19 protein-coding genes are annotated in these 20,907 nt (G+C 72.4%); 17 read left to right on the top strand and 2 right to left on the bottom strand.

The genetic code is table 11. The features are described from left to right. Positions 1-40: 40 nt before the first annotated feature. The 15 genes from IE278_RS09065 to IE278_RS08995 all read left to right on the top strand — a co-directional run bounded on the left by IE278_RS09065 (position 41) and on the right by IE278_RS08995 (position 15,605). Positions 41-631, top strand: coding sequence for a carbonic anhydrase (locus tag IE278_RS09065; RefSeq protein WP_189770550.1), 591 nt, complete (start codon positions 41-43; stop codon positions 629-631). Then, the gene (locus IE278_RS09060) at positions 628-2,142 is read left to right on the top strand and encodes a SulP family inorganic anion transporter (RefSeq protein WP_189770548.1); all 1,515 of its coding nucleotides are present in this window, start codon (positions 628-630) and stop codon (positions 2,140-2,142) included. Before IE278_RS09065 ends, IE278_RS09060 begins: the two co-directional genes overlap by 4 nt. A 189-nt stretch (positions 2,143-2,331) precedes the next feature. Continuing rightward, a complete protein-coding gene (locus IE278_RS09055) occupies positions 2,332-3,693 on the top strand; it encodes a PhoX family protein (RefSeq protein WP_189770546.1) in 1,362 nt (453 codons plus the stop codon). Positions 3,694-3,819: 126 nt separating this feature from the next. Then, positions 3,820-4,764 carry a PPK2 family polyphosphate kinase gene (locus IE278_RS09050; protein ID WP_189770545.1) on the top strand — a complete coding sequence of 315 codons (945 nt, stop codon included), beginning with the start codon at positions 3,820-3,822 and terminating at the stop codon, positions 4,762-4,764. Positions 4,765-4,861: 97 nt separating this feature from the next. Next, on the top strand, positions 4,862-5,692 hold the full coding sequence (locus IE278_RS09045; RefSeq protein ID WP_189770986.1) for a polysaccharide deacetylase family protein: 831 nt from the start codon (positions 4,862-4,864) through the stop codon (positions 5,690-5,692). Positions 5,693-5,815: 123 nt separating this feature from the next. Next, on the top strand, positions 5,816-6,676 hold the full coding sequence (locus IE278_RS09040) for an aldo/keto reductase (RefSeq protein WP_189770544.1): 861 nt from the start codon (positions 5,816-5,818) through the stop codon (positions 6,674-6,676). Between the two features lie 140 nt (positions 6,677-6,816). Then, on the top strand, positions 6,817-7,521 hold the full coding sequence (locus IE278_RS09035) for a peptidyl-tRNA hydrolase (protein ID WP_189770543.1): 705 nt from the start codon (positions 6,817-6,819) through the stop codon (positions 7,519-7,521). A 33-nt stretch (positions 7,522-7,554) separates the two neighbouring features. Further along, the gene (locus tag IE278_RS09030; RefSeq protein WP_189770542.1) at positions 7,555-8,271 is read left to right on the top strand and encodes a TetR/AcrR family transcriptional regulator; all 717 of its coding nucleotides are present in this window, start codon (positions 7,555-7,557) and stop codon (positions 8,269-8,271) included. Positions 8,272-8,355: 84 nt separating this feature from the next. Then, positions 8,356-8,760 carry a hypothetical protein gene (locus tag IE278_RS09025; RefSeq protein WP_189770541.1) on the top strand — a complete coding sequence of 135 codons (405 nt, stop codon included), beginning with the start codon at positions 8,356-8,358 and terminating at the stop codon, positions 8,758-8,760. Further along, complete coding sequence (locus IE278_RS09020; RefSeq protein ID WP_189770540.1) at positions 8,757-9,380, top strand: TIGR03086 family metal-binding protein; 624 nt, start codon at positions 8,757-8,759, stop codon at positions 9,378-9,380. Before IE278_RS09025 ends, IE278_RS09020 begins: the two co-directional genes overlap by 4 nt. A gap of 107 nt (positions 9,381-9,487) precedes the next feature. Beyond that, positions 9,488-10,288: a DUF4142 domain-containing protein gene (locus IE278_RS09015; RefSeq protein WP_189770538.1), complete on the top strand. Its 801-nt coding sequence runs from the start codon at positions 9,488-9,490 to the stop codon at positions 10,286-10,288. Between the two features lie 153 nt (positions 10,289-10,441). Next, positions 10,442-11,800, top strand: a complete 1,359-nt coding sequence (locus IE278_RS09010) for an MbnB/TglH/ChrH family RiPP precursor modification enzyme (RefSeq protein WP_189770536.1) — start codon at positions 10,442-10,444, stop codon at positions 11,798-11,800. Positions 11,801-12,176: 376 nt separating this feature from the next. Further along, a complete protein-coding gene (locus IE278_RS09005; protein ID WP_189770534.1) occupies positions 12,177-12,974 on the top strand; it encodes a DUF4142 domain-containing protein in 798 nt (265 codons plus the stop codon). Between the two features lie 110 nt (positions 12,975-13,084). Continuing rightward, a complete protein-coding gene (locus IE278_RS09000) occupies positions 13,085-13,858 on the top strand; it encodes a TIGR04222 domain-containing membrane protein (RefSeq protein WP_189770532.1) in 774 nt (257 codons plus the stop codon). 142 nt (positions 13,859-14,000) lie between these two features. Further along, positions 14,001-15,605: an alpha/beta hydrolase gene (locus tag IE278_RS08995; RefSeq protein ID WP_189770530.1), complete on the top strand. Its 1,605-nt coding sequence runs from the start codon at positions 14,001-14,003 to the stop codon at positions 15,603-15,605. Positions 15,606-15,796: 191 nt separating this feature from the next. On the opposite strand, the gene hemQ is transcribed toward IE278_RS08995, so the two are convergent. Further along, complete coding sequence (gene hemQ, locus IE278_RS08990; RefSeq protein ID WP_189770528.1) at positions 15,797-16,528, bottom strand: hydrogen peroxide-dependent heme synthase; 732 nt, start codon at positions 16,526-16,528, stop codon at positions 15,797-15,799. 4 nt (positions 16,529-16,532) lie between these two features. After that, complete coding sequence (gene hemG, locus IE278_RS08985) at positions 16,533-18,026, bottom strand: protoporphyrinogen oxidase (protein WP_189770527.1); 1,494 nt, start codon at positions 18,024-18,026, stop codon at positions 16,533-16,535. 225 nt (positions 18,027-18,251) lie between these two features. Here hemG and IE278_RS08980 point away from each other — a divergent pair, with 225 nt between their 5' ends. Both IE278_RS08980 and IE278_RS08975 read left to right on the top strand, forming a co-directional pair. Beyond that, on the top strand, positions 18,252-19,229 hold the full coding sequence (locus IE278_RS08980; RefSeq protein WP_189770526.1) for a DUF4349 domain-containing protein: 978 nt from the start codon (positions 18,252-18,254) through the stop codon (positions 19,227-19,229). Between the two features lie 27 nt (positions 19,230-19,256). Then, positions 19,257-20,657: an FAD-dependent oxidoreductase gene (locus IE278_RS08975; protein ID WP_189770525.1), complete on the top strand. Its 1,401-nt coding sequence runs from the start codon at positions 19,257-19,259 to the stop codon at positions 20,655-20,657. Positions 20,658-20,907: the final 250 nt, after the last annotated feature.

Genomic DNA, 20,907 nt, shown 5'->3' with positions numbered 1-20,907 from the left:
GCCGACGCGCTCGCATATGCGCGCCAGGAGGAACTGACACATGCAGCCCCTCATCGATCACGCACGCTCCTTCCGCAAGCAGTCCGCGGACCGCCCGGAGGAGTTCGCCCGACTCGCCGAAGGCCAGTCCCCGCAGGTCCTGTTCATCACCTGCTCCGACTCGCGGGTCGTCCCGGCCCTGATCACCGGAGCCCGGCCCGGTGAACTCTTCGAACTGCGCACCGCGGGCAACATCGTCCCCCCGCACACCTCCGCACAGCCCACCAGCGAGGCGGCCACCGTCGAGTACGCGGTGGAGGTGCTCGGGGTCACCGACATCGTCGTCTGCGGCCACTCCCACTGCGGTGCCGTCGGCGCGCTGGTACGCGGCGACGACCTGACCGCCGTACCCGCCGTCCGCGACTGGCTCGCGCACTCCACCCCGCGGCCCGACGGCGCCACCGAGGACCCGACCGTCACCGAGGCCGTGCAGAACCACGTACTGACCCAACTCCTGCGGCTGCGCTCGTACCCGTGCGTGGAACGGCGGCTGACGGGCGGTCAACTGCGCCTGCACGGCTGGTTCTACGAGGTCCACACCGGGTCCGTCCTCGCGCACGACGTCCGCTCCGACTCCTTCGAGGCGCTGTGAGCGCCGCGACGGGCACGCCCTCGGCCACCGAAGGAACGGATCCGGGCCGGCGAACGCGATTCCCCTTCCTGCGGCAGGACTTCACCGCCTCGCTCGTCGTCTTCCTGGTGGCCCTGCCGCTGTGCGTGGGCGTCGCCGTGGCGTCGGGCGTACCCGCCGAACTCGGCCTGATCACCGGCATCGTGGGCGGTCTGGTCACCGGACTGCTGCCCGGCAGCAGCCTCCAGGTGTCGGGCCCGGCCGCGGGTCTGACCGTGCTGGTCTTCGAGGCGGTGCGCGAGTACGGCCTCGCCGTGCTCGGTGTCATCGTCCTGGCCACCGGGCTGATCCAACTCGCCATGGGCGCCATGAAGCTGGGGCGCTACTTCCGGGCCATCTCGGTGGCCGTCGTGGAGGGCATGCTGGCGGGCATCGGGCTGGTCCTGATCGCCGGCCAGCTCTATTCGGTGGCCGGCGCCGAGGCCCCCGCCTCGGGTCTGGACAAGCTCGCCGGGCTGCCGGGGCTGGTCGCCGACTCCGCCGGGTCCACCACGGCACTGGTCTCCGTCGGGCTCGGCGCCGCCACCGTCGCCGTACTCGTGCTGTGGAAGCACCTGCCGGCCAAGGTCCGTACGGTGCCGGGGGCACTGGCCGCGGTGGCGCTCGCCACGCTCGCGACCCTGGCGTTCGACCTGCCCGTGGCGACGGTGGAGGTACGCGGACTGCTCGACTCGATCCAGCTGCCGGGGCTCGAAGCCGTCGGCGGGCTGGCGAGCGTGGGCGTGCTCGGCACGATCCTGGCGTTCGTGCTGATCGCGTCGGCGGAGTCGCTGTTCAGCGCCGCCGCCGTGGACCGGCTGCACGACGGGCCGCGCACCGAGTACGACAAGGAACTGATGGCGCAGGGCGCGGGCAACACGGTCTGCGGGCTGCTCGGCGCGCTGCCGATGACCGCCGTGATCGTGCGCAGTTCGGCGAACGTGTCCGCGGGCGCCCGCACCAAGGCGTCCCGGGTGCTGCACGGGGTGTGGCTGCTGCTGTTCGCGGCGCTGCTGCCGTCCGTACTCGCGTACATCCCGCTGCCCGCGCTCGCGGGCATCCTGGTGCACGCGGGCTGGAAGCTGATCCCGCTGCGCTCGATCGCGGCGCTGTGGCGCGGGCACCGGGGCGAGGCGCTGATCCTCATGGTCACGGCCGTGTCGATCGTCGCGGTGAACATGTTCGAGGGCGTGCTGATCGGGCTCGCGCTCGCCGTCGCGAAGACCGCCTGGGAGGCCTCGCACATCAAGCTGGAGGTCATAGACAAGGGGGCGGGCCCGGTGCAGGCGTACCTGTCGGGCAACGCCACCTTCCTGCGGCTGCCGAAGATACTGGACGAGCTGGAGGCGCTGCCGAAGGACCGTCCGGTGACCGTGGACCTGGCCGGGCTGCATCACCTGGACCACGCGTGCCGTACGGCGCTGGAGAACTGGTCGCAGCGGCACAGCGAGAAGGGGACCGAGCCGGTGAAGGTCACCACTGCGGCTCCGTAGGCACCGAAGCCGCCGCCCGAGGGGCCCGGTGCGGACTCCCCACGAGTTCCGCACCGGGCCCTTCGGGCTGTCCGGGTCGTCCGGCGGCGCGCGGGAACGCCACGCTACGCGCGTGGTTCACGTGATCGGGACCACGTGATACACACAAGCGGGTCACGTACTCCTGTCCGCCAACAGGAAGGTTGCCCCATGTCCGCAACACGACGCGAGGTGCTGGCCCGCTCCGGAGCCCTGGGAGTCGGCATCGCCTTCACCGGTGCCGTATCGGAACTCTTCACGGGTACGGCCGCCGCACTGGGCCACTCCGGTTACGGCCCCCTGCTCCCCGACCCGGACGGTCTGCTGGACCTGCCGAAAGGTTTCCGCTACCGGGTGCTGTCCCGCGAGGGCGACGAACTCCGCTCCGGCGAGGGCCAGGTGCCGAGCAACCACGACGGCATGTCCGCCTTCGCCGGCAGACACGGCCGCGTCCACCTGGTCCGCAACCACGAGAACCGCAACACCGGCAGGATCCCGGTCCCGGCGGTCGACGGCCTCACCTACGACCCGACGGGCAAGGGCGGCTGTACGGCGCTGACCCTCGACCAGCGCGGGAACGTGGTCGGCGAACGGGTCGCGATCGCCGGTACGGCCGTCAACTGCGCGGGCGGGCCCACCCCTTGGGGCACCTGGCTGACCTGCGAGGAGACCGAGGACAAGGCCGGCACCAACGGCTACACCAAGGACCACGGCTTCATCTTCGAGGTCGACCCGGTGGACCCCCACCGCACCGGGGCCGTGCCGCTGACCGCGATGGGCCGCTTCCAGCACGAGGCGATCGCCGTCGACCCGAAGCGCGGTGTCGTCTACGAGACCGAGGACGCCTTCCTCAAGCCCTTCGGCCTCTTCTACCGCTTCCTGCCCGACAGGCCCGAGGGCGGGCGCGGTTCGCTCCGCGCGGGCGGCCGGCTCCAGGCGATGCGCGTACCGGGTGTCCCCGACCTCTCCTCGATCCAGGAGACGGGGGCGAGCTTCGACCGCGTCGAGTGGGTCGACGTACCGGACCCGCTCGCGGCCCAAACCCCCATCCGGCTCCAGGACTTCGGCCCCAAGGGCATCACCCACGCCCAGAAGCTGGAGGGCTGCTACTGGGGCGGCTCGTCCGTCTACTTCGTGTCCTCCTTCGCGCACAGCGGCGAGGGCTCCGCGGCCGACCACTACGGCCAGATCTGGCGGTACGAGCCCGGTGCCCGCCGGCTCACGCTGGTGATCGTCTTCGGTCCCGACACCGACATCCAGCTGCCCGGCGAGTCCCCCGACAACATCTGCCTCGCCCCCAGCGGCGGTCTGATGGTCTGCGAGGACGGCGGGGGCGCGCAGCACGTGTACGGCGTGACCCGGCGCGGCGAGGTGTACCCGATGGCCCGCAACCGGCAGAACATCGGCACGCCGGACGCCCCCGAGTGGGGCGAGTTCGCGGGCGTCACCTTCTCGCCCGACGGCCGGACGATGTACGTGAACTGCTACACGCCGGGGACGACGTTCGCGGTGACGGGCCCCTGGAGCAGGTAGTGACCTGCGTTTCCCGGGGCACCCGGCGGCCGTAGCGGTCGCCTGGTCCGGGGGCGGGTGCGCCGCGGGTAGCGGCCCCCGCCCCCGCGGCGCAGGATCGAGAGAACCGCCCCGAAGGGATGCGCGATGGCCAAGAAGGACAGCAAGGGCAGGAAGGACACGCGGGGCAGCGGGTCCGGTGAGGACGGGACGCGCAGCACCTCGCGGGCCGCGGAGAGCGCCCCCGCCGTCCGCGAGGTGCTGCGCGTCCCGGTCGGCGAACGGATCTCCCTCTCCTCGTACGACGCCTCGGCGACCCCCGGCGGGGCGACTGCGCCCAGGTCCAAGTCCGACGGCCTCGCCGCCATCACCCGGATGGCCGAACCCCTCGCCAACCTCCAGGAACGCCTCTGGGCGGCGAGCACCGCCGGTGACCACCGCCGGGTCCTCCTGGTCCTCCAGGGCATGGACACCAGCGGCAAGGGCGGCACGGTCAAGCACGTCATCGGGCTCTTCAACCCCGTCGGCTGCCGCGTCCACGGCTTCAAGGCGCCGACCCCCGAGGAGCAGCAGCACGACTTCCTCTGGCGCGTCAGGCGGCGGCTCCCCCAGCACGGCGAGATCGGCGTCTTCGACCGCTCCCACTACGAGGACGTCCTCGTCGGCCGCGTCCGCGAGCTGGCCCCGCGCGCCGAGATCGAGTCCCGGTACGGCCGGATCAACGACTTCGAGCGGGCCCTCGCCGACGACGGCATGACCCTCGTGAAGTGCTTCCTGCACATCTCGTTCGAGGAGCAGCGCCTGCGTCTCCTGCGCCGGCTCGCCAACCCGCGCAAGCACTGGAAGTTCAGCCCGTCGGACATCGACGACCGGGCCCTGTGGCCCGCCTACCAGGAGGCGTACGAGATCGCCCTCGAACGCTGCTCCTCCGACGCCGCCCCCTGGTACGTGATCCCCGCCGACCGCAAGTGGTACCGGAACTGGGCGATCAGCCGGCTGCTGCTGGAGCATCTGACGGCACTGGACCCGCAGTATCCGCAGCCGGACTTCGATGTGGAGGCCTGCCGGAAGCGCCTCCAGGAGGAGGGCTGACCAGCACCTCCCCCGCACCCGTACCCGTACAGGATCGACACTGAAAGCGATATAACCGGTTTTTCCTATTCATCCGGTTAATGTCGCCCGCGTGAAGATCTTCCTGTGCCTGAAGAGGGCCACCGCCGCCTGTGTACTCACGACGGCGGGCGCGGTCGCCCTCGCGGCGTGCGGCGCTCCCGACGCCCCCCGCGCCGCCACGGCCCCCGCGCCCGCGGTCACCGCGCCCTCCCGGCCGCCCACCCTCGCCCCGGGTCCTGGCGGACTGACCCCCGTCTTCATGAAGGCGGCCGGGGCGCGCGACAGGACGGTCGCCCTGACCTTCGACGCCGACATGACGGCCGACCAGGGGCCCCGGGCTGCCGCCGGGGAACGGTTCGACAACCCGCGGCTGATCAGGACACTGCGACGGCTGAAGGTGCCGGCGACCGTGTTCATGACGGGGCGCTGGGCCGAGGAGTACCCCCGGCAGGCGCGGGCCATCGGACGCGATCCGCTCTTCGAGGTCGCGAACCACTCCTACAGCCATCACGCCTTCACCGAGGACTGCTACGGGCTGCCGACCGTTCCCGCGTCCGGGATGCGGGCGGACGTGGAGCGGGCGTTCACCGCGTTCCGCGCGGCGGGGATCGAGCACCCGATGCCGTACTTCCGCTTCCCCGGCGGCTGCTACGACCAGCGGGCGCTCAAGGCGCTGAGCGGCACCGGTGTGACGGCCGTGCAGTGGGACGTGGTGAGCGGGGACGCGTTCGCGACGGACGCGGACGCCGTGGCGCGGCAGGTGCTGGACGGCGTACGGCCCGGTTCGGTGGTCGTCATGCACTGCACGCGCAGCGCGGCCCCGGCGACGGAGGAGGCCCTGCGCACGATCGTCCCGGAGCTGCGGGAGCGCGGCTACCGGTTCGTGAAGGTGTCGGAGCTGATCTGACGGGACGGCCGGGGGCCGATTCATCACCGGGGTCGCTCAAAGCGATCGCATTCTCTTGTTGGACGGCAAAAACGTCACGGTGGAGGCTGGGACGTACCGAACGAACCCCCAGGAGGAGCCTCCATGCAGACACGCACCATCGGTGACGTCCGGGTCGGAGCGATCGGTCTGGGCGGGATGCCGATGTCCATCGAGGGCCGTCCGGACGAAGCGCGTTCGGTCGCGGCCGTGCACGCGGCGCTGGACGCGGGCGTCACGCTCTTCGACACCGCGGACGCCTATCACCGGGACGCCCACGAGGTCGGCCACAACGAGTCGCTGATCGCCCGCGCGGTGGCCTCGTACGGCGGTGACACCTCGGACGTGCTGATCGCGACGAAGGGCGGACATCTGCGTCCGGGCGACGGTTCGTGGACGCTGAACGGCTCGCCGGAGTACCTGAAGACGGCGTGCGACGCCTCGCTCGAACGACTCGGCGTCGAGGCCATCGGGCTCTACCAGTTCCACCGGCCGGACCCGAAGGTCCCCTACGCGGAGTCGGTCGGCGCGATCCGCGATCTGCTGGACGCGGGCAAGATCCGCTTCGCGGGTGTCTCCAACGCCGACCCCGACCAGATCCGGCAGGCCAACGAGATCCTGGGCGGGCGGCTGGTGAGCGTGCAGAACCAGTTCTCGCCGGCGTTCCGCTCCAGCGAGCCGGAGTTGGAGCTGTGCGCGGAACTCGGCATCGCGTTCCTGCCGTGGAGTCCGCTCGGCGGGATCTCGAAGGCGGGTGAACTGGGTTCGCGGTACGCCGCGTTCGCGGAGGTGGCGGGTGAGCACGGGGTGAGCGCGCAGCAGGTCTGCCTGGCGTGGATCCTCGCGAAGGCCCCGGTGACGATCCCGATCCCGGGCTCCTCCCGCCCGGAAACCATCCGCGACTCGGCGGCGGCGGCGGACCTGAACCTCTCAGCCGCGGAGCTGAAGCGTCTGGACGAGGCGTAAAAGGATTGCGCCGTTCCCCGCGCCCCTACCCAGGGGCGCGGGGAACGGCGCAGTCTTTTAGGGGCGCGGGGAACTGCGCGGCCAGCTACGACGTACCCGCACGTCACCACCCCCGCACACCCGACTGGCAGACTGAGCACGTGAGCAGCGACGAAACGACGACCCCCACCCCGAGCGACGACGCACCGCAGTTCGTGCTCCCCCTGGTCGTCCGTATCGAACGGACCGAACCACCCGCCCGCACGGACGCCCTGGAGACCGCCGCCCGCGCAGTCCTGACCCTCCTCAGCGACGACCGCTCGCTCGGCGAGGGCGAATGGGCCCAGGCGGTCCGCGACTGGCAGGACGCCCGCATCCGCAAGGTCGTCCGCCGGGCCCGCGGCGCGGAGTGGCGCCGCGCGGAGGCCCTGCCCGGCATCACCGTCACCGGCAAGTCCGCCGAGGTCCGCGTCTTCCCGCCGGTCCCGCTCGACGGCTGGCCCAAGGAGCTGGCCCGCCTCCAGGTCTCCGGCACGGACCTCGACGACCCGGAGCCGCCCGCGGACCCCGACGCGGCCACGCCCGTACTGTGGCTGAGCCCGGACCTGGACATGTCGGCGGGCAAGGCGATGGCCCAGGCGGGCCACGGCGCCCAGCTGGCCTGGTGGGAGCTGTCCGGCGAGGACCGCACGGCCTGGATCGAGGCCGGTTTCCCGCTGGCCGTCCGCACGGCCGCCCCCGACCGGTGGGAGCGCCTCGTCACGAGCGGACTGCCGCTGGTGCGCGACGCGGGCTTCACGGAGATCGCCCCGGGTTCCTGCACGGTGGTCGCCGACCATCCGGCACTGCGTCTCGACCGGCAGTAGGCGGATGACGGACGGCCGGCGGGAGGACAGGCGATGACACGACTGGACGGCAGGGTCGAACGGGGCAACCGCACCCGCCAGTCGGTGCTGCGCCGTACCGTCGACATCGCCTCGGCCGAGGGCCTGGAAGCCCTCTCCGTGGGACGCCTCGCGACCGAACTCGGGCTCAGCAAGAGCGGTGTCTTCGCCCTGTTCGGCTCCAAGGAGGAGCTGCAACTGGCCACCGTGCGCGAGGCCTCGCGCGTCTACGTCGAGCAGGTCATCGCGCCCGCCGCCGAACTCCCCGCCGGGACCGGCCGGTTGTGGCGGCTGTGCGAGCGCTGGCTCGACTACTCCCGGGGCCGGGTCTTCCCGGGCGGCTGCTTCTTCTACGAGGTCATCGCCGAGTTCGACGCCCGTACCGGCCCCGTGCACGACGCGGTCGCGGAGGCCCAGCGCGCCTGGACGGCCCATGTGGAGCAGGTCATCACGGAGGCACGCGACCTCGGTGAACTCCACGCCGACACGGACGTGCCGCAACTGGCCTTCGAGCTGGTCGCGTTGATGGAGAGCGCCAACGCCGTCTCCGTCCTGCACGACGAGTCGGTGGCCTACCGCCGGGCACGCGTCGCCATCGCGACCCGGCTGCGCGCGGCAGCGACCGACCCGGCGTCGGCGCCCGAGCCGTCGCCCGCGCCCGACCCTTCATCGGTACGCGATCCCGACCCGGCACCCGAGCCTGCGCCGTCGTCTGAACTGCCCATGCCCTGAGGCGCTGTTGGCGCCGCCCCTCCTCCCTCCCCCGATCACGCGAAACAAGTAGCACGACCGTTCGCTTACTTTTATACTCCGACCATGCCTCTTCATCTCCTTCGTTCGCCCTGGCAGCCGGGCCCGCGCACCGACGCCCGGGGCGGTCCGGCCGTCATCAGCGTCACCGACTTCACCGCCACCACCCACCGGCAGTCCTGGTCCGTCGCGCCGGCCGGGCTGAGACTGCGCCGCACCTGGCCCGGGACCCCCGGCGCGATCGGCCTGTGGCTGTGGGCCGACCCGGCGCGGCGGCGTTCGGGGTCGGTCTCGGTCTGGACCGACGAGGTGGCCCTCAAGGAGTTCGTCGGCCGGCCGGACCACCTGCGGATCGTCCGGGCCCACAGCGGCCGAGGCGTGCTGCGCTCGACGCTCCGCAGGACCAGCCGGTTCGACGAGGCCGCCGCCTGGGCGGACGCGCGGCACTTCATCACCGGGGAGACGTCATGACGGGCGCTCCCGACATCGTGACGCTCGACCGGATCGCGGTCCTGGAGACGGCACGCCTCGTCGACACGGCGACCGCGCGGGACTGGGCTCGGCCCACACCCTGTGCGGGCTGGGACCTGCGGCGGCTGGTCGCCCATATGACCGCCCAGCATCGCGGGTTCGCCGCCGCCGCGCGGGGCACGGGCGCAGATCCGGCGTGCTGGCGGGAGCCCAAGGACCTCGGCGAGCCGTCGCGAATCCACCGGGAGGCCGTGACGACGCTGCTCGCCGACTTCGCGTCGGAAGGCGTCCAGGAGCGGCAGTTCGTCCTGCCGGAGCTGGGCCGGACCGTGCCCGGGTCGGTCGCGATCGGGTTCCACTTCATCGACCACGTGGTGCACGCGTGGGACGTGGCGGTCTCGCTGGGCGTGGGCCTGGAGCTGCCGGACCGGGTCCTCGAAGCCGGACTGGTCGTCGCCCGGCGCGTACCGACCGATCCGGCCGGGCGGGGTCCCGGACGTGCGTTCGCGCCGGCGCTCGACGTGCCCGACGGGTCCGGCCCGCTGGTCGAGACGCTCCGGCTGCTGGGGCGTACGCCCGAGGAGTGGCCGCAAGCGGTGGGAACCGCGCGGGAGGTGTGACGCAGGAGACACGAACGATTGAACAGATCCGCCGCCCCGCACGTATCTTCTGGCGCTGGCCAAGTACAGATCCCCAACGACCAGTTGGTAAAAATCCGGAGGCACCTGTGCGGCGTATCAACGGTACGGCCCTCGTCATCGTGGCACTCGTCGGAACGCTCGGCGCGCTCGCGTTCCCCGTCTGGTCGTACGCCGACCGCGCCGGTACGGGACCGGCGAACCTCGCCGCCGGGACCGTGCAGACGAAGTGGGGGCCGCTGACCGCCACCGACCGTGACCTCATCGTCCGGGTGCGGCTGGCAGGTCTGTGGGAGCTGCCCGCCGGGCAGCAGGCCCTCGAACGCAACCCCAGTCCCGCGATGAAGGAGGCCGCCGACCACCTGATCGTCGGCCACACCGACCTCGACAAGCGGGTGCGGGGGGTCGCGCGGGAGCTCGGCGTCGAACTGCCGAACCAGCCGAACGAGCAGCAGCAGGGCTGGCTGCAGCAGATGACGAACGCGAGCGACGCGGACTACCCCAAGGTGTGGGCGAACCTGCTGCGCTCCGCCCACGGCAAGATCTTCCCGGCGATCGGGACGGTACGGAACCAGACGCGCAACACGCTGGTGCGGCAGCTCGCCTCGGACACCAACCAGACCGTGCTCGACCACATCACGGTGCTGGAGAAGACCGGCGCCGTCGACTTCGAGGCGATCGCCAACGACTCGGTGGCGGGCACCACGGCCAGCCCGTCCGGTCCGGCCGCACCGGTCCCCGGGGTGATCCCCAGCTCGGCGCCGCCCGCCGAGGCGACCGGTGACATCAACACCACGTCACGGCCGTCCCCCGGGGCGCCCGGCACGGTCAACACGAACCGCCCCGACCCCGAGGACCCGGACGCTCCCGCCTCCGCCTCCTCGCAGTGAGGTCCGAACCTCAAATGTTGCTCTGAACGTCCCCGCCGATGGGTTCGGCCCCGCCTGACGGGGCCATCACCCCGTCACGCCGGAACACAGGTCCGTCGAAGGAGACGCGCAAGGTCCTGGTGAAGTCGTGGTGGTGAGCGGAGGAGGGGGACGATGAGGAACCTGGGTACGGGAATCGGGTGGCGGCCGGAGATCGCCGAGGCCGTGGAGCGCATGCCCGGCATCGACTGGGTCGAGGCCGTCGCCGAGAACATCTGTCCCGGACATCTCCCCGAGTCGCTGGTGCGGCTGCGGGAGCGCGGGGTGACCGTGGTCCCGCACGGGGTGTCGCTCGGGCTCGGCGGCGCCGACCGTCCCGCCGAGGCGAAACTCGCCGACCTGGCGGCCCGCGCCGAGGCCCTCGGCTCCCCGCTGGTCACCGAGCACATCGCGTTCGTCCGGGCGGGCGGGGCGCTGACCGCCTCGCCGCTCCTTGAGGCCGGACACCTGCTGCCCGTCCCCCGCACCCGGGACGCCCTCGACGTCCTGTGCGAGAACATCCGGATCGCCCAGGACGCGCTGCCGGTGCCGCTCGCGGTGGAGAACATCGCGGCGCTGATCTGCTGGCCGGGCGAGGAGATGACCGAGGGCCAGTTCCTGTACGACCTGGTCGACCGCACCGGCGTACGCCTGCTCATCGACGTGGCCAACCTCCACACCAACCACGTCAACCGCGGCGAGGACCCGGCCCGGGCGCTCGACGAACTGCCCGTCGAGGCCATCGCGTACGTCCATGTCGCCGGCGGTTTCGAGCGGGACGGCGTCTGGCACGACAGCCACGCGCACGCCGTGCCACCGGCGGTCCTCGACGTACTCGCCGAACTGGCCTCCCGGGTCCGCCCGCCGGGCGTACTCCTGGAACGCGACGAGAACTTCCCCGCCCCGTCCGAACTGGAACGCGAACTGACCGCGATCCGCGAAACGGTGGACAAGGCCGCGGCCGCCGGAGTACCGGCCCCCACGAGGCCGGGCCCGCCGCGCCCCGCCGCCACCGCCACGGGAGCGGCCGACGACGGGTCGGCCTCCCTCGTCGGTACCGAGGCGGACGCGGGCGACGGTGGTGCCCGGCAGCGCGTCGGGCTCGCTCAGGCCGCTCTCCTGTCCGCGCTCGTCGGGGGGACGCCCGTGCCTGAAGGGTTCGATCGGACCCGGCTGGCCGTGCAGGCCCGGGCGCTGGCGGGCAAGCGGGCCGACGTCGTGGCCAAGGTCGCTCCGGAGCTGCCGGAGATCCTGGCCCAGGGGTACCGGAAGGCGTTCCTGGCGTACGCGCAAGGCCACCCGATGACCGAGGGCTACCGGCGGGACGCGCTGGACTTCGCCGCGTACCTGCTGTTCGACGGACGCCTCCAGGACGCGGACGTGCGGCGCCGGCTGAGCGAGTGGTGGCTGGAGCGTTCGGGCCCGGCGCCGCTGTCGCAGCGCCCGGCGGCCCGGCTGGTGCGCGCCACGCGCCGGGTGCTGCTGAGGCGTTGAGAACCGGTCGACGCGGGGCGTAGCCGGCCCTCGTCAGCCGTGACGTCGCTCACCAGGGCGACAGCCGTGCCCGGTGTGTACAGGAACGCGGGTCCCGCGCCTGTTCAGCGCCGCCCCCGCGACCACCGGGCCGCGCGGGCACGCACTCAGCCGTCACACAGCGACTGCGTACGCATCTGTCGCGGACCGGGCCCGGACGGCCGTCGGGCGACGGCCCCGGCACCGTCCCCGTCTGCGGAAACACCGGTCTCACCGGCCCGTCCGGAGTGCGTACTTCATTCGTCCAAACCCGTACCACAGTTGGCGTACGCCACGAAGTACTATGCCAACCTCCACCAGAAGCGCACTAACGTGCGGTGCCGCAACAGGAGGCACCATGCGATCCATCGACGGCCGCGGGCTGTTCACCGGCACCGGGCTCATCATCGCGGGTCTGACGACGACCCTCGTGGCACTGTTCATCCCGATCTGGTCGTACGCCGACCGGTCGGGCACCGGCGTGGACACACTGAACGCCGAGACCGTGTCGACGAGCTTCGGACCGCTGTCCGCGCAGGACCGGGAGTTCGTCACGAAGGTCCGGCTCGCGGGCCTGTGGGAGCTGCCCGCCGGACAGCAGGCCGAGGAGCGCGGCACCACCAGGTCCGTGCGGACGGCGGGCGAGCACCTCGTCGAGGGCCATACGTTCCTGGACGCGCGCGTACGCAGCGTGGCCGCGCGGCTCGGCCTCGAACTGCCCAACCAGCCCAGCGAGCAGCAGCGGGCCTGGCTCGCCACGCTGAGCGCGGCATGGGGCGAGGAGTACGACAGGCAGTTCGCGAACATCCTCCGCGCCGCGCACGGCAAGGTGTTCGGCCTGGTCGCCCAGGTCCGCGCGAACACCCGCAACTCCCTCGTCCGCGGCCTCGCCGACGACGCGAACACCACGGTGCTGGACCACATCACGGTCCTGGAGGCGACCGGCCTGGTCGACTTCGACGCCCTGGCCCGCGACGCGGCCTCCGCGAGCGCGCCCCCGCTCACCTACTCCCCCGCGCCCCCCGGCCCGAAGGCCTCGCCCAGTCCTCCCGTCCCCGCCACTCCCACCCCGACGTACTCCCTGCCCCCGGCCGCGACCGCCCGGCCCCCCGAGGACGGGGCGGAGGGCGGCGGGGCCCAGGGCGGGGACAACTAGCCCCAGCAACCGAAGCACCGCCGACGCGAAACGTCACTCAATGGCGATGCTTCGTCCAAATTGTGAACAAGCCGTGGCGCGGCCGGTCCTCCGTCGCATAGAAATCCGGCATGTTCTGGGTCCTCCTCCTTCTCCTCGCCTGGGCCGCGGCGGGCACGGCCTGTACGCGCCTGTGCCTGGCCTCGGTCCGCGCCGCCGCCGCGGACGACACGCACACGCTCGCCGGACGCGGCCTGACGCTCTACGAGGCCGCGTTCCTGTCGGGCGGCCCCGCCCGGGTCGCCGATCTCACCCTCGTGTCGATGGCCCGCCAGCGCCGGCTGCTGCTCGCCCACACCGGCTGGGCGACCGTCGTGGACCCGTACGGCCGGGACGAGATGGAGCGCTCCGTCCTGGGCGCGATCGGCCCGGACGGACAGTCCCGGATAGCACCGGTCCGTACGAGCGCCGCCGCCGCGGAGTCCGTACGCGTGCTCGCCGACCGTCTTGTCGCGGCGGGCCTCGCCGTGCCGGACGGGGCGCGCACCACCGTCGCGGGCGCCGTACGCCAGGTGCGGTCGGCCGCCGTGGCCGTCCTGGTGCTGGCCGCCACCGCGCTGCTGATGCCCACTCAGACCCAGCACGAGCGGGCACTGGTGGCGGTCTGGTTCACGCTGCCCCTCATCCTCACCATGAGCTGTCTGGCCATCGCGCGCATCGAGGTGCACCCCTACACCCGCTGGGCGTCCCCGGCCGGACAGCACCTGCTCAGTTCCCTGACCCACCGGGCGGACGCCGACAGCGACGACCGTACGTACCTCACCACCGTGGCCGTGCGCGGCATCCGGGCGGTCGGCGAACCGAACCTGCGGGCGGCTTTCGGACACCGCGGACCCCACGCCTGAGCGCTCGGCAGGGGCGCGCGCCGGACGCGCATCGGGGTCATCGGTACGACATTCGCGGGCCGGTCCTTTACTTCGCCCAGTCCCGGCCGAAGCATCCCTTCTGTTGCCGAACGTGAAGTCGCCGTGCGCCGAAGGGACATCGATGAGAGCTGCCGTCCGCCACGGAACGGCCGGATCACTGATCCTGGCCGCTGTCGTCGCCGTCGCACCGCCCGCGGGAGGCGCCCAGGCCTCACCGGGCCGGGCGCCGGCGTGGGGCTCCGGCTGGGCCGAACGGCACGGCACGGCGGTCGCCGCCGAACGCGCCGCCGCCGACGGCATCCGCTTCGGGACGTGTTCCGAGGACGAGGACGGCCCCGCCACCCTGCAGTGCGGCACGGTGAAGGTCCCGCTCGACTACGCGCACCCCGACGGCAAGCGGATCGAGCTGACCGTCAGCAGGGTGCGGGCGACCGGCAAGGACGCCGAGAACGGCAAACGGTCCGTCCCACGGCAGGGCGCGCTCGTCTACAACCCCGGCGGGCCCGGCGCGTCCGGCATGTACTTCCCGCTGATCGGCATGATCCCGGAGTGGAAGCGCATCGCGTCGGCGTACGACCTGATCGGGTACGCCCCGCGCGGGGTGGGCCGCTCGGCCCCGCTGTCCTGCCAGGACCCGAAGCTGCTGCTGAAGGGGCCCTCGCAGTCGCCGACACACCCCTCGGAGTCGTACAAGAAGGAGCGCGTCGCGCGGGCGAAGGCGTACGCGCGGGGCTGCGTCGAGCGGTCGGGCCGTGCGATCCGGCACTTCACCTCCGTCAACAACGCCCGCGACCTGGACGTGCTGCGCGCCGCCCTGGGCGAGCGGAAGCTGACCTTCATGGGGGCGTCCTACGGCACGTACTTCGGGGCCCTGTACGCGGAACTGTTCCCCTCGCACGTACGCCGCATGGTCCTCGACTCGGCCGTGAACCCCGACCCGGCGAAGGTCTGGTACCGGAACAACCTCGACCAGTCCGCCGCCTTCGAGCGCCGCTGGGCCGACTTCCGCGCCTGGACGGCCGGCCACGACAAGGTGTACGGGCTGGGCCGTACGGCGGAGGAGGTGCGGCGCAGTTACGAGCGGGTGCGGGCGCGGCTCGCGGCGGAACCCGCGGGCGGCGAGGTCGGGCCCGGGCAGCTGCACGGCGCGTTCCTCCAGGCCGGGTACTACGACGACTACTGGCCGCAGCGCGCGCTGGCGCTCTCCGCGTATCTGAAGGGCGACCCGAAGCCGCTGATCCGGCAGGCGGGGCCGCATCCGGACTCGGTGAAGGAGCAGGAGAACAGCAAGGCCGTGTACACGGCGGTCGAGTGCAACGACGCGCCCTGGCCGCGGGCCTGGCACACCTGGGACCGCGACAACACGCGTCTCGCGCGCGTGGCGCCGTTCGAGACGTGGTCCAACGCCTGGATGAACCTGCCGTGCGCGTACTGGCCGCTGCCTCGGCAACGGCCGCTCGACGTCCGCACGTTCCCCGGTGAGCTGGCACCCACGCTCGTGCTCGCCGCCGAGCGGGATGCTGCGACGCCGTACGCCGGGGCGCTGGAGATGCATCGGCGGCTCTCCGGCTCCGCGCTCGTCACGGAGCGGGGGGCCGGGTCGCACGGGATCGGGGGCGGGTCCAACGCGTGCGTGAACGCCCACGTGGACGCGTACCTGCTGGAGGGACGGGTCCCGGCGCCCGGGGCGGCCTGCGGCCCGCACAAACCGCCGCAGCCCCGCTAGGGGCCTATAGGGGCGCGGGGAACGGCGCAGTCCTTTGCCTTTCAGGGGCGCGGGGAACCGCGCGGCCGGTCCCTACCGGGCCTCAAAGATTGCGCCGTTCCCCGCGCCCCTTAAAAGCTGCGCCGTTCCCCGCGCCCTCAAAAGATTGCGCTGTTCCCCGCGCCCCCGAAGACCGAGCGCTCCTTGGAAGGTCAGGCCAAACCTGCTACCAGTTCTGTGACGGACTTGCGGCGGCCCGTGTAGAACGGGACCTCCTCGCGGACGTGCATGCGGGCCTCGGAGGCGCGCAGGTGCCGCATGAGGTCGACGATGCGGTACAGCTCGTCCGCCTCGAACGCGAGGATCCACTCGTAGTCGCCCAGCGAGAACGACGCGACCGTGTTGGCCCGCACGTCGGGGAAGCCGCGGGCCATCTTCCCGTGGTCGGCGAGCATCCGGCGGCGGTCCTCGTCCGGCAGCAGGTACCAGTCGTAGGACCGCACGAACGGATACACGCTGATGTAGTCGCGCGGCGTCTCGTCCGCGAGGAACGCCGGCACGTGCGAGCGGTTGAACTCCGCCGGCCGGTGCAGCGCCATGTTCGACCAGACCGGCTCCAGCGCGCGCCCCAGCTTCGTACGGCGGAAGAGGTTGTACGCCTCCTGGAGCTGGTCGGCGGTCTCGGCGTGCCACCAGACCATCAGGTCGGCGTCGGCGCGCAGCCCGGACACGTCGTAGGTGCCTCGGACCGTGACGTCCTTGGCGGCGAGCTGGTCGAACAGCTCCTGGACCTCCTCCGCGTAACCGGCGCGGTCCTCGGGGAGCACGTCACGCAGTCTGAACACGGACCAGAGGGTGTAGCGGATGACCTCGTTGAGGTCCTTGGCCTTCTTGCCGGCGTTCGGGGTCCTGGCCTGGCCGGTGGTGGGGGCGTCGTCACTCATGGGGCTATTCTCCCGCTCCGCCGTGCAGGCTCTGCACCGGGTTCGTGATCAGCGCGTCCGTCAGCCGGTCGTCGCCCCGCAGCCGGTCCACGGCGGCGTTCGCGCTCGCGACACAGGCGGGGATGCCCACGCCGTCGTACGCCGCTCCGCACACGGCGAGGCCCGGCACCCTGCCGACGTGTTCGCGGATGCGGGCCACGCGCGCGTGGTGCCCGACCGGGTACTGGGGCAGTCCGTCGTCCCAGCGGGTCACCCGGGTCTCCAGGGGTTCCGCGGTGAGGCCGGTGGCCTCGCGCAGGTCGTGCCGGGAGACGTCGACGAGGTCCGCGTCCTCGCGGCCGAGGATCTCCGTCTCTCCGTACCGGCCGACGGAGGTGCGCAGGACCACCGTGTCCGGGTTCTCCTCGGCGATCCAGCCCCATTTCTGGGACGCGAACGTGGACGCCTTGATGGTCCGCCCGTCGACGGGCGGGACCAGGAAACCGCTGCCTTCGGGGAGGGCCGTTTCGTCGCGGCGGTAGGCGAGGGTGATCAGCGCCATGGACGCGTACTCGACGGCCGCGAGCTCGGCCGCGGCGGCGGGCGCCTCGGCGGCGAGCAGTGCGGCGGCGGTGCCCGCGGGCACCGCCACGACGACGGCGTCGGCCGTGAGCACCCGGCCGCCCGCGACGACCCGCCAGCCTTCGTGCCGTTCGGCGCCGGCCGCGTCGCCCGTGACCCGGCGCAGCTCCGTGACGGGCGCGCCCGTGACGATCTCGCCGCCCCGGGCGCGCACCGACGCGGCGACGGCGAGCGGCAGTTGGCCGACGCCGCCCTCGATGCCCATGAAGACCGGGCCCGCCTGCTGGTCCGGCCGCTGACCACGCGCGGCCTTCGCCTGGATCTCGCGGACCGCCTCCGTGAGCGAGGCGTGCGCACGGGCGGCCTCGAAGAGCTGCGGGACGGCGGAGCGCATCGAGATGCGGTACGCGTCGCCCGCGTAGACCCCGCCGAGCAGCGGCTCGACGAGCCGGTCGACGACCTCGCGGCCGAGGCGCTCCGCGACGAAGCCGCCCACCGCCACGTCGTCGCCGACCTCCGTGCGCGGCAGGTCGCGGTCGCGTTCGATGCGGCGCAGACCTTCGTCGGAGAGGACTCCGGAGAGGGCCGCCGCGTCTCCGGGTACGCCCATGACGTGCCCCTTGGGCATGGGCCGCAGCGCCCCGCGCGTCCAGATCGAGGCGCCCGCCGTGTTCGGCGGCCGGAGCCGGTCGGCGAGGCCGACCTCGTGGGCGAGCGCAACCGCCTCGGGCCGTCGCGCGAGCATGGACTCGGCGCCGAGGTCGACCCGGGCACCCGCGATCGAGCCCGGCAGCAGCTTGCCGCCCAGCCGCTCGGAGGCCTCCAGGACGGTCACTTGCGCGCCGCCGTTCAGCAGGCGGTGCGCGGCGGCCAGACCGGCGATGCCGCCCCCGATGACGACGACGTGACCCGGGCCCGTACGTGTGTCTGCGTGCATGTGTCCACTGTCCCAGACCCGGGACGCCGTCTCCGGGGCCCCCGGCGCCCCGGCCCGTGACCAGGGTGTCCGTCACGAGGCCGGACCGTGACCTCTTCGGGACCGGATCGGGCCAACGTCCCGCGGGGCCCGGGCGTCGAAGGAACGTCAGACATCACGACACTTCGGGGGTACACCGACATGCGGACACGTGGCAGTGGCAGTGGCAGTGGCAGTGGCAGTGGCATGAGCCGATACCGGTCCGTCCGGCCCGTCCAGGTCCTGGCGGCGCTGTTGCTCTCCGGCGCCCTCGCCCTCACGGGGTGCACGGGCGCGGACGACACCGGGTCGAGCAGCGACAAGGCCGCCGACTCGGACGCCCGGGACGCGGGCGCGGGCGCGGCGGCCGGCAGCGGTGCGGCCGACAGCTCCGGTGAGGGCGGATCCAAGGGCAAGGAGGCCGCCCCGGTACCGGGACCGACCGCCCACATCATCCACACCGCCTCGCTGACCGTGCAGGTCAAGGACGTACCGAAGTCCCTCGCCGAGGCCCGCACGGTGGTCGAGAACGCGGGCGGCATGGTCGGCGACGAGACCACGGACCGCGACTCCGAGGGCCGCGAGCGGTCCCGTGTCGTCCTGCGGATCCCGGCGGACAGGTACAAGGAGGTCCGCACCGAACTGGAGGGCTCGGGCAAGCTCCTCGACCTCAGGGCGAAGGCGGAGGACGTCACCGAGCAGGTCGTCGACGTGGAGAGCCGCATCAAGTCGCAGCGGGTCAGCGTGGCGCGGATCCGCGAGCTGATGGACCGGGCCTCCAAGCTGAGCGATGTGGTCACCCTGGAGGGCGAGTTGAGCACGCGCCAGGCCGACCTGGAGTCGCTGCTGGCCCAGCAGGCCTCGCTGAAGGACCGTACGAGCCTGGCCACGATCACGTTGTCGCTGTCCGAGACACCGGTGAAGAAGGCCGCCGAGGACGACGATCCCGGTTTCGCCGACGCGCTCGGGGGCGGCTGGGACGCGTTCGTGAGCATGTTCCGGTGGATCGGGCTGGCGCTCAGCGCGGTACTGCCCTTCCTGGTGGGCGCGGCGCTGCTGTTGTTCCTGTGGGTGCGTTTCCTGCGCGGCCGGACACCGGGCCGCACACCCGCGCCCGCGCCGGCGGCTCCGCCCGTGCCCGCGACCGCGCCCACGGCCACGAACCGCGAACCTGAGCGGGACTGAAATGCGGGACCGCCGTAGCGTGTTCGCATGACTATGAGCGGCGAGAACCGTACGAAAGAGCGTCTGGTGGTCGTCGGAGGGGACGCGGCGGGCATGTCCGCCGCGTCCCAGGCGCGCAGGCTGAAGGGCCCCGACGAACTGGAGATCATCGCCTTCGAGCGCGGACACTTCAGCTCGTACTCCGCGTGCGGCATCCCCTACTGGGTGGGCGGCGAGGTCGAGGCCCGGGACAAGCTGATCGCCCGCTCGCCCGAGGAGCACCGGGAACGCGGGATCGACCTGCGGATGCGTACGGAGGTCACGGAACTCGACGTCGACGGCGGCCGGGTGCGCTCCCGCGACCTGGACTCGGGGACCGAGGAGTGGACGTCGTACGACAAGCTCGTGATCGCGACGGGCGCCCGTCCGGTGCGGCCGTCGCTGCCCGGCATCGACGCCCCCGGGGTGCACGGGGTGCAGACCCTCGACGACGGGCAGGCCCTCATCGACACGCTGAGCCGTACGGAGGGGCGCCGCGCGGTCGTGATCGGCGCGGGCTACATCGGCGTGGAGATGGCCGAGGCGCTGATCAACCGCGGGTACGAGGTGACGGTCGTCAACCGCGGCAAGGAGCCGATGGCCACGCTCGACCCGGACATGGGCCGCCTGGTGCACGAGGCCATGGAGGGCATGAACATCACCATGGTGAACGACGCCGAGGTCACCAAGATCCTCACCGGTGACGACGGGCGGGTGCGCGCGGTCGCCACGGAGGACGCCGAGTACCCGGCGGACGTGGTGGTCCTCGGCATCGGTGTCCGCCCGGAGACGTCGCTCGCCGAGGCCGCGGGGCTGCCGCTCGGCGACCACAGGGGACTGCTGACGGACCTGGCCATGCGGGTGCGCGGCCACGAGAACATCTGGGCGGGCGGCGACTGCGTCGAGGTGCTGGACCTGGTCTCGGGCAGCGAGCGCCATATCGCGCTGGGCACCCACGCCAACAAGCACGGCCAGGTGATCGGCTCGAACGTCGGCGGCGGCTACGCCACGTTCCCCGGCGTCGTCGGCACGGCGGTGAGCAAGGTCTGCGACCTGGAGATCGCCCGTACCGGCCTGCGCGAGAAGGACGCGCACCGGGCGGGGCTGCGCTTCGAGGCGGTCACCATCGAGTCGACGAACAGCGCGGGTTACTACCCGAAGGCCGACCTCATGACGGTGAAGATGCTCGCCGAACTCCGCACCGGCCGCCTCCTGGGCGTCCAGATCGTCGGCCGCGAGGGCGCCGCCAAGCGCGTGGACATCGCGGCCGTGGCCCTCACGGCGGGCATGACGGTCGAACAGATGACAGCCCTGGACCTCGGCTACGCCCCACCGTTCTCCCCGGTCTGGGACCCCATCCTGGTAGCGGCCCGCAAGGCGGTAACAGCGGTACGAAACCCCACCCGGTAGCCCCAAGGGGCCGCGACAAACGGCACACCCACCCCCCGCCCCTCAGGGGCGCGGGGAACGGCGCACCCAGCCCCCACCGACGATCACTCACCACACGCCCCCACCCCCACTCCCCAAGGGGCGCGGGGAACGGCGCGGCGGCCAGCCCCCACCGACGATCACCCCACACACTCCGGCCACCCCCACTCCCCTAGGCAGTGTCTTCAAATGATCACCGCTGGTGGATCATGGTGTCGTGATACGTCGCCAT

The sequence above is a fragment of the Streptomyces tauricus genome, from assembly GCF_014650955.1.
Lineage (GTDB): Bacteria > Actinomycetota > Actinomycetes > Streptomycetales > Streptomycetaceae > Streptomyces > Streptomyces tauricus.
Note: the sequence above shows the minus strand (reverse complement) of the source record. Positions and strands in the feature narration are given on the sequence as shown.

Excerpts from the sequence above, each read along its gene's own strand:
- IE278_RS09065 (WP_189770550.1), top strand. The coding sequence starts at position 41 with ATGCAGCCCCTCATCGATCACGCACGCTCCTTCCGCAAGCAGTCCGCG.
- IE278_RS09055 (WP_189770546.1), top strand. The coding sequence starts at position 2,332 with ATGTCCGCAACACGACGCGAGGTGCTGGCCCGCTCCGGAGCCCTGGGA.
- IE278_RS09050 (WP_189770545.1), top strand. The coding sequence starts at position 3,820 with ATGGCCAAGAAGGACAGCAAGGGCAGGAAGGACACGCGGGGCAGCGGG.
- IE278_RS09040 (WP_189770544.1), top strand. The coding sequence starts at position 5,816 with ATGCAGACACGCACCATCGGTGACGTCCGGGTCGGAGCGATCGGTCTG.
- IE278_RS09030 (WP_189770542.1), top strand. The coding sequence starts at position 7,555 with ATGACACGACTGGACGGCAGGGTCGAACGGGGCAACCGCACCCGCCAG.
- IE278_RS09025 (WP_189770541.1), top strand. The coding sequence starts at position 8,356 with ATGCCTCTTCATCTCCTTCGTTCGCCCTGGCAGCCGGGCCCGCGCACC.
- IE278_RS09020 (WP_189770540.1), top strand. The coding sequence starts at position 8,757 with ATGACGGGCGCTCCCGACATCGTGACGCTCGACCGGATCGCGGTCCTG.
- IE278_RS09010 (WP_189770536.1), top strand. The coding sequence starts at position 10,442 with ATGAGGAACCTGGGTACGGGAATCGGGTGGCGGCCGGAGATCGCCGAG.
- IE278_RS09005 (WP_189770534.1), top strand. The coding sequence starts at position 12,177 with ATGCGATCCATCGACGGCCGCGGGCTGTTCACCGGCACCGGGCTCATC.
- IE278_RS09000 (WP_189770532.1), top strand. The coding sequence starts at position 13,085 with ATGTTCTGGGTCCTCCTCCTTCTCCTCGCCTGGGCCGCGGCGGGCACG.
- IE278_RS08995 (WP_189770530.1), top strand. The coding sequence starts at position 14,001 with ATGAGAGCTGCCGTCCGCCACGGAACGGCCGGATCACTGATCCTGGCC.
- hemQ (WP_189770528.1), bottom strand. The coding sequence starts at position 16,528 with ATGAGTGACGACGCCCCCACCACCGGCCAGGCCAGGACCCCGAACGCC.
- hemG (WP_189770527.1), bottom strand. The coding sequence starts at position 18,026 with ATGCACGCAGACACACGTACGGGCCCGGGTCACGTCGTCGTCATCGGG.
- IE278_RS08980 (WP_189770526.1), top strand. The coding sequence starts at position 18,252 with ATGAGCCGATACCGGTCCGTCCGGCCCGTCCAGGTCCTGGCGGCGCTG.
- IE278_RS08975 (WP_189770525.1), top strand. The coding sequence starts at position 19,257 with ATGACTATGAGCGGCGAGAACCGTACGAAAGAGCGTCTGGTGGTCGTC.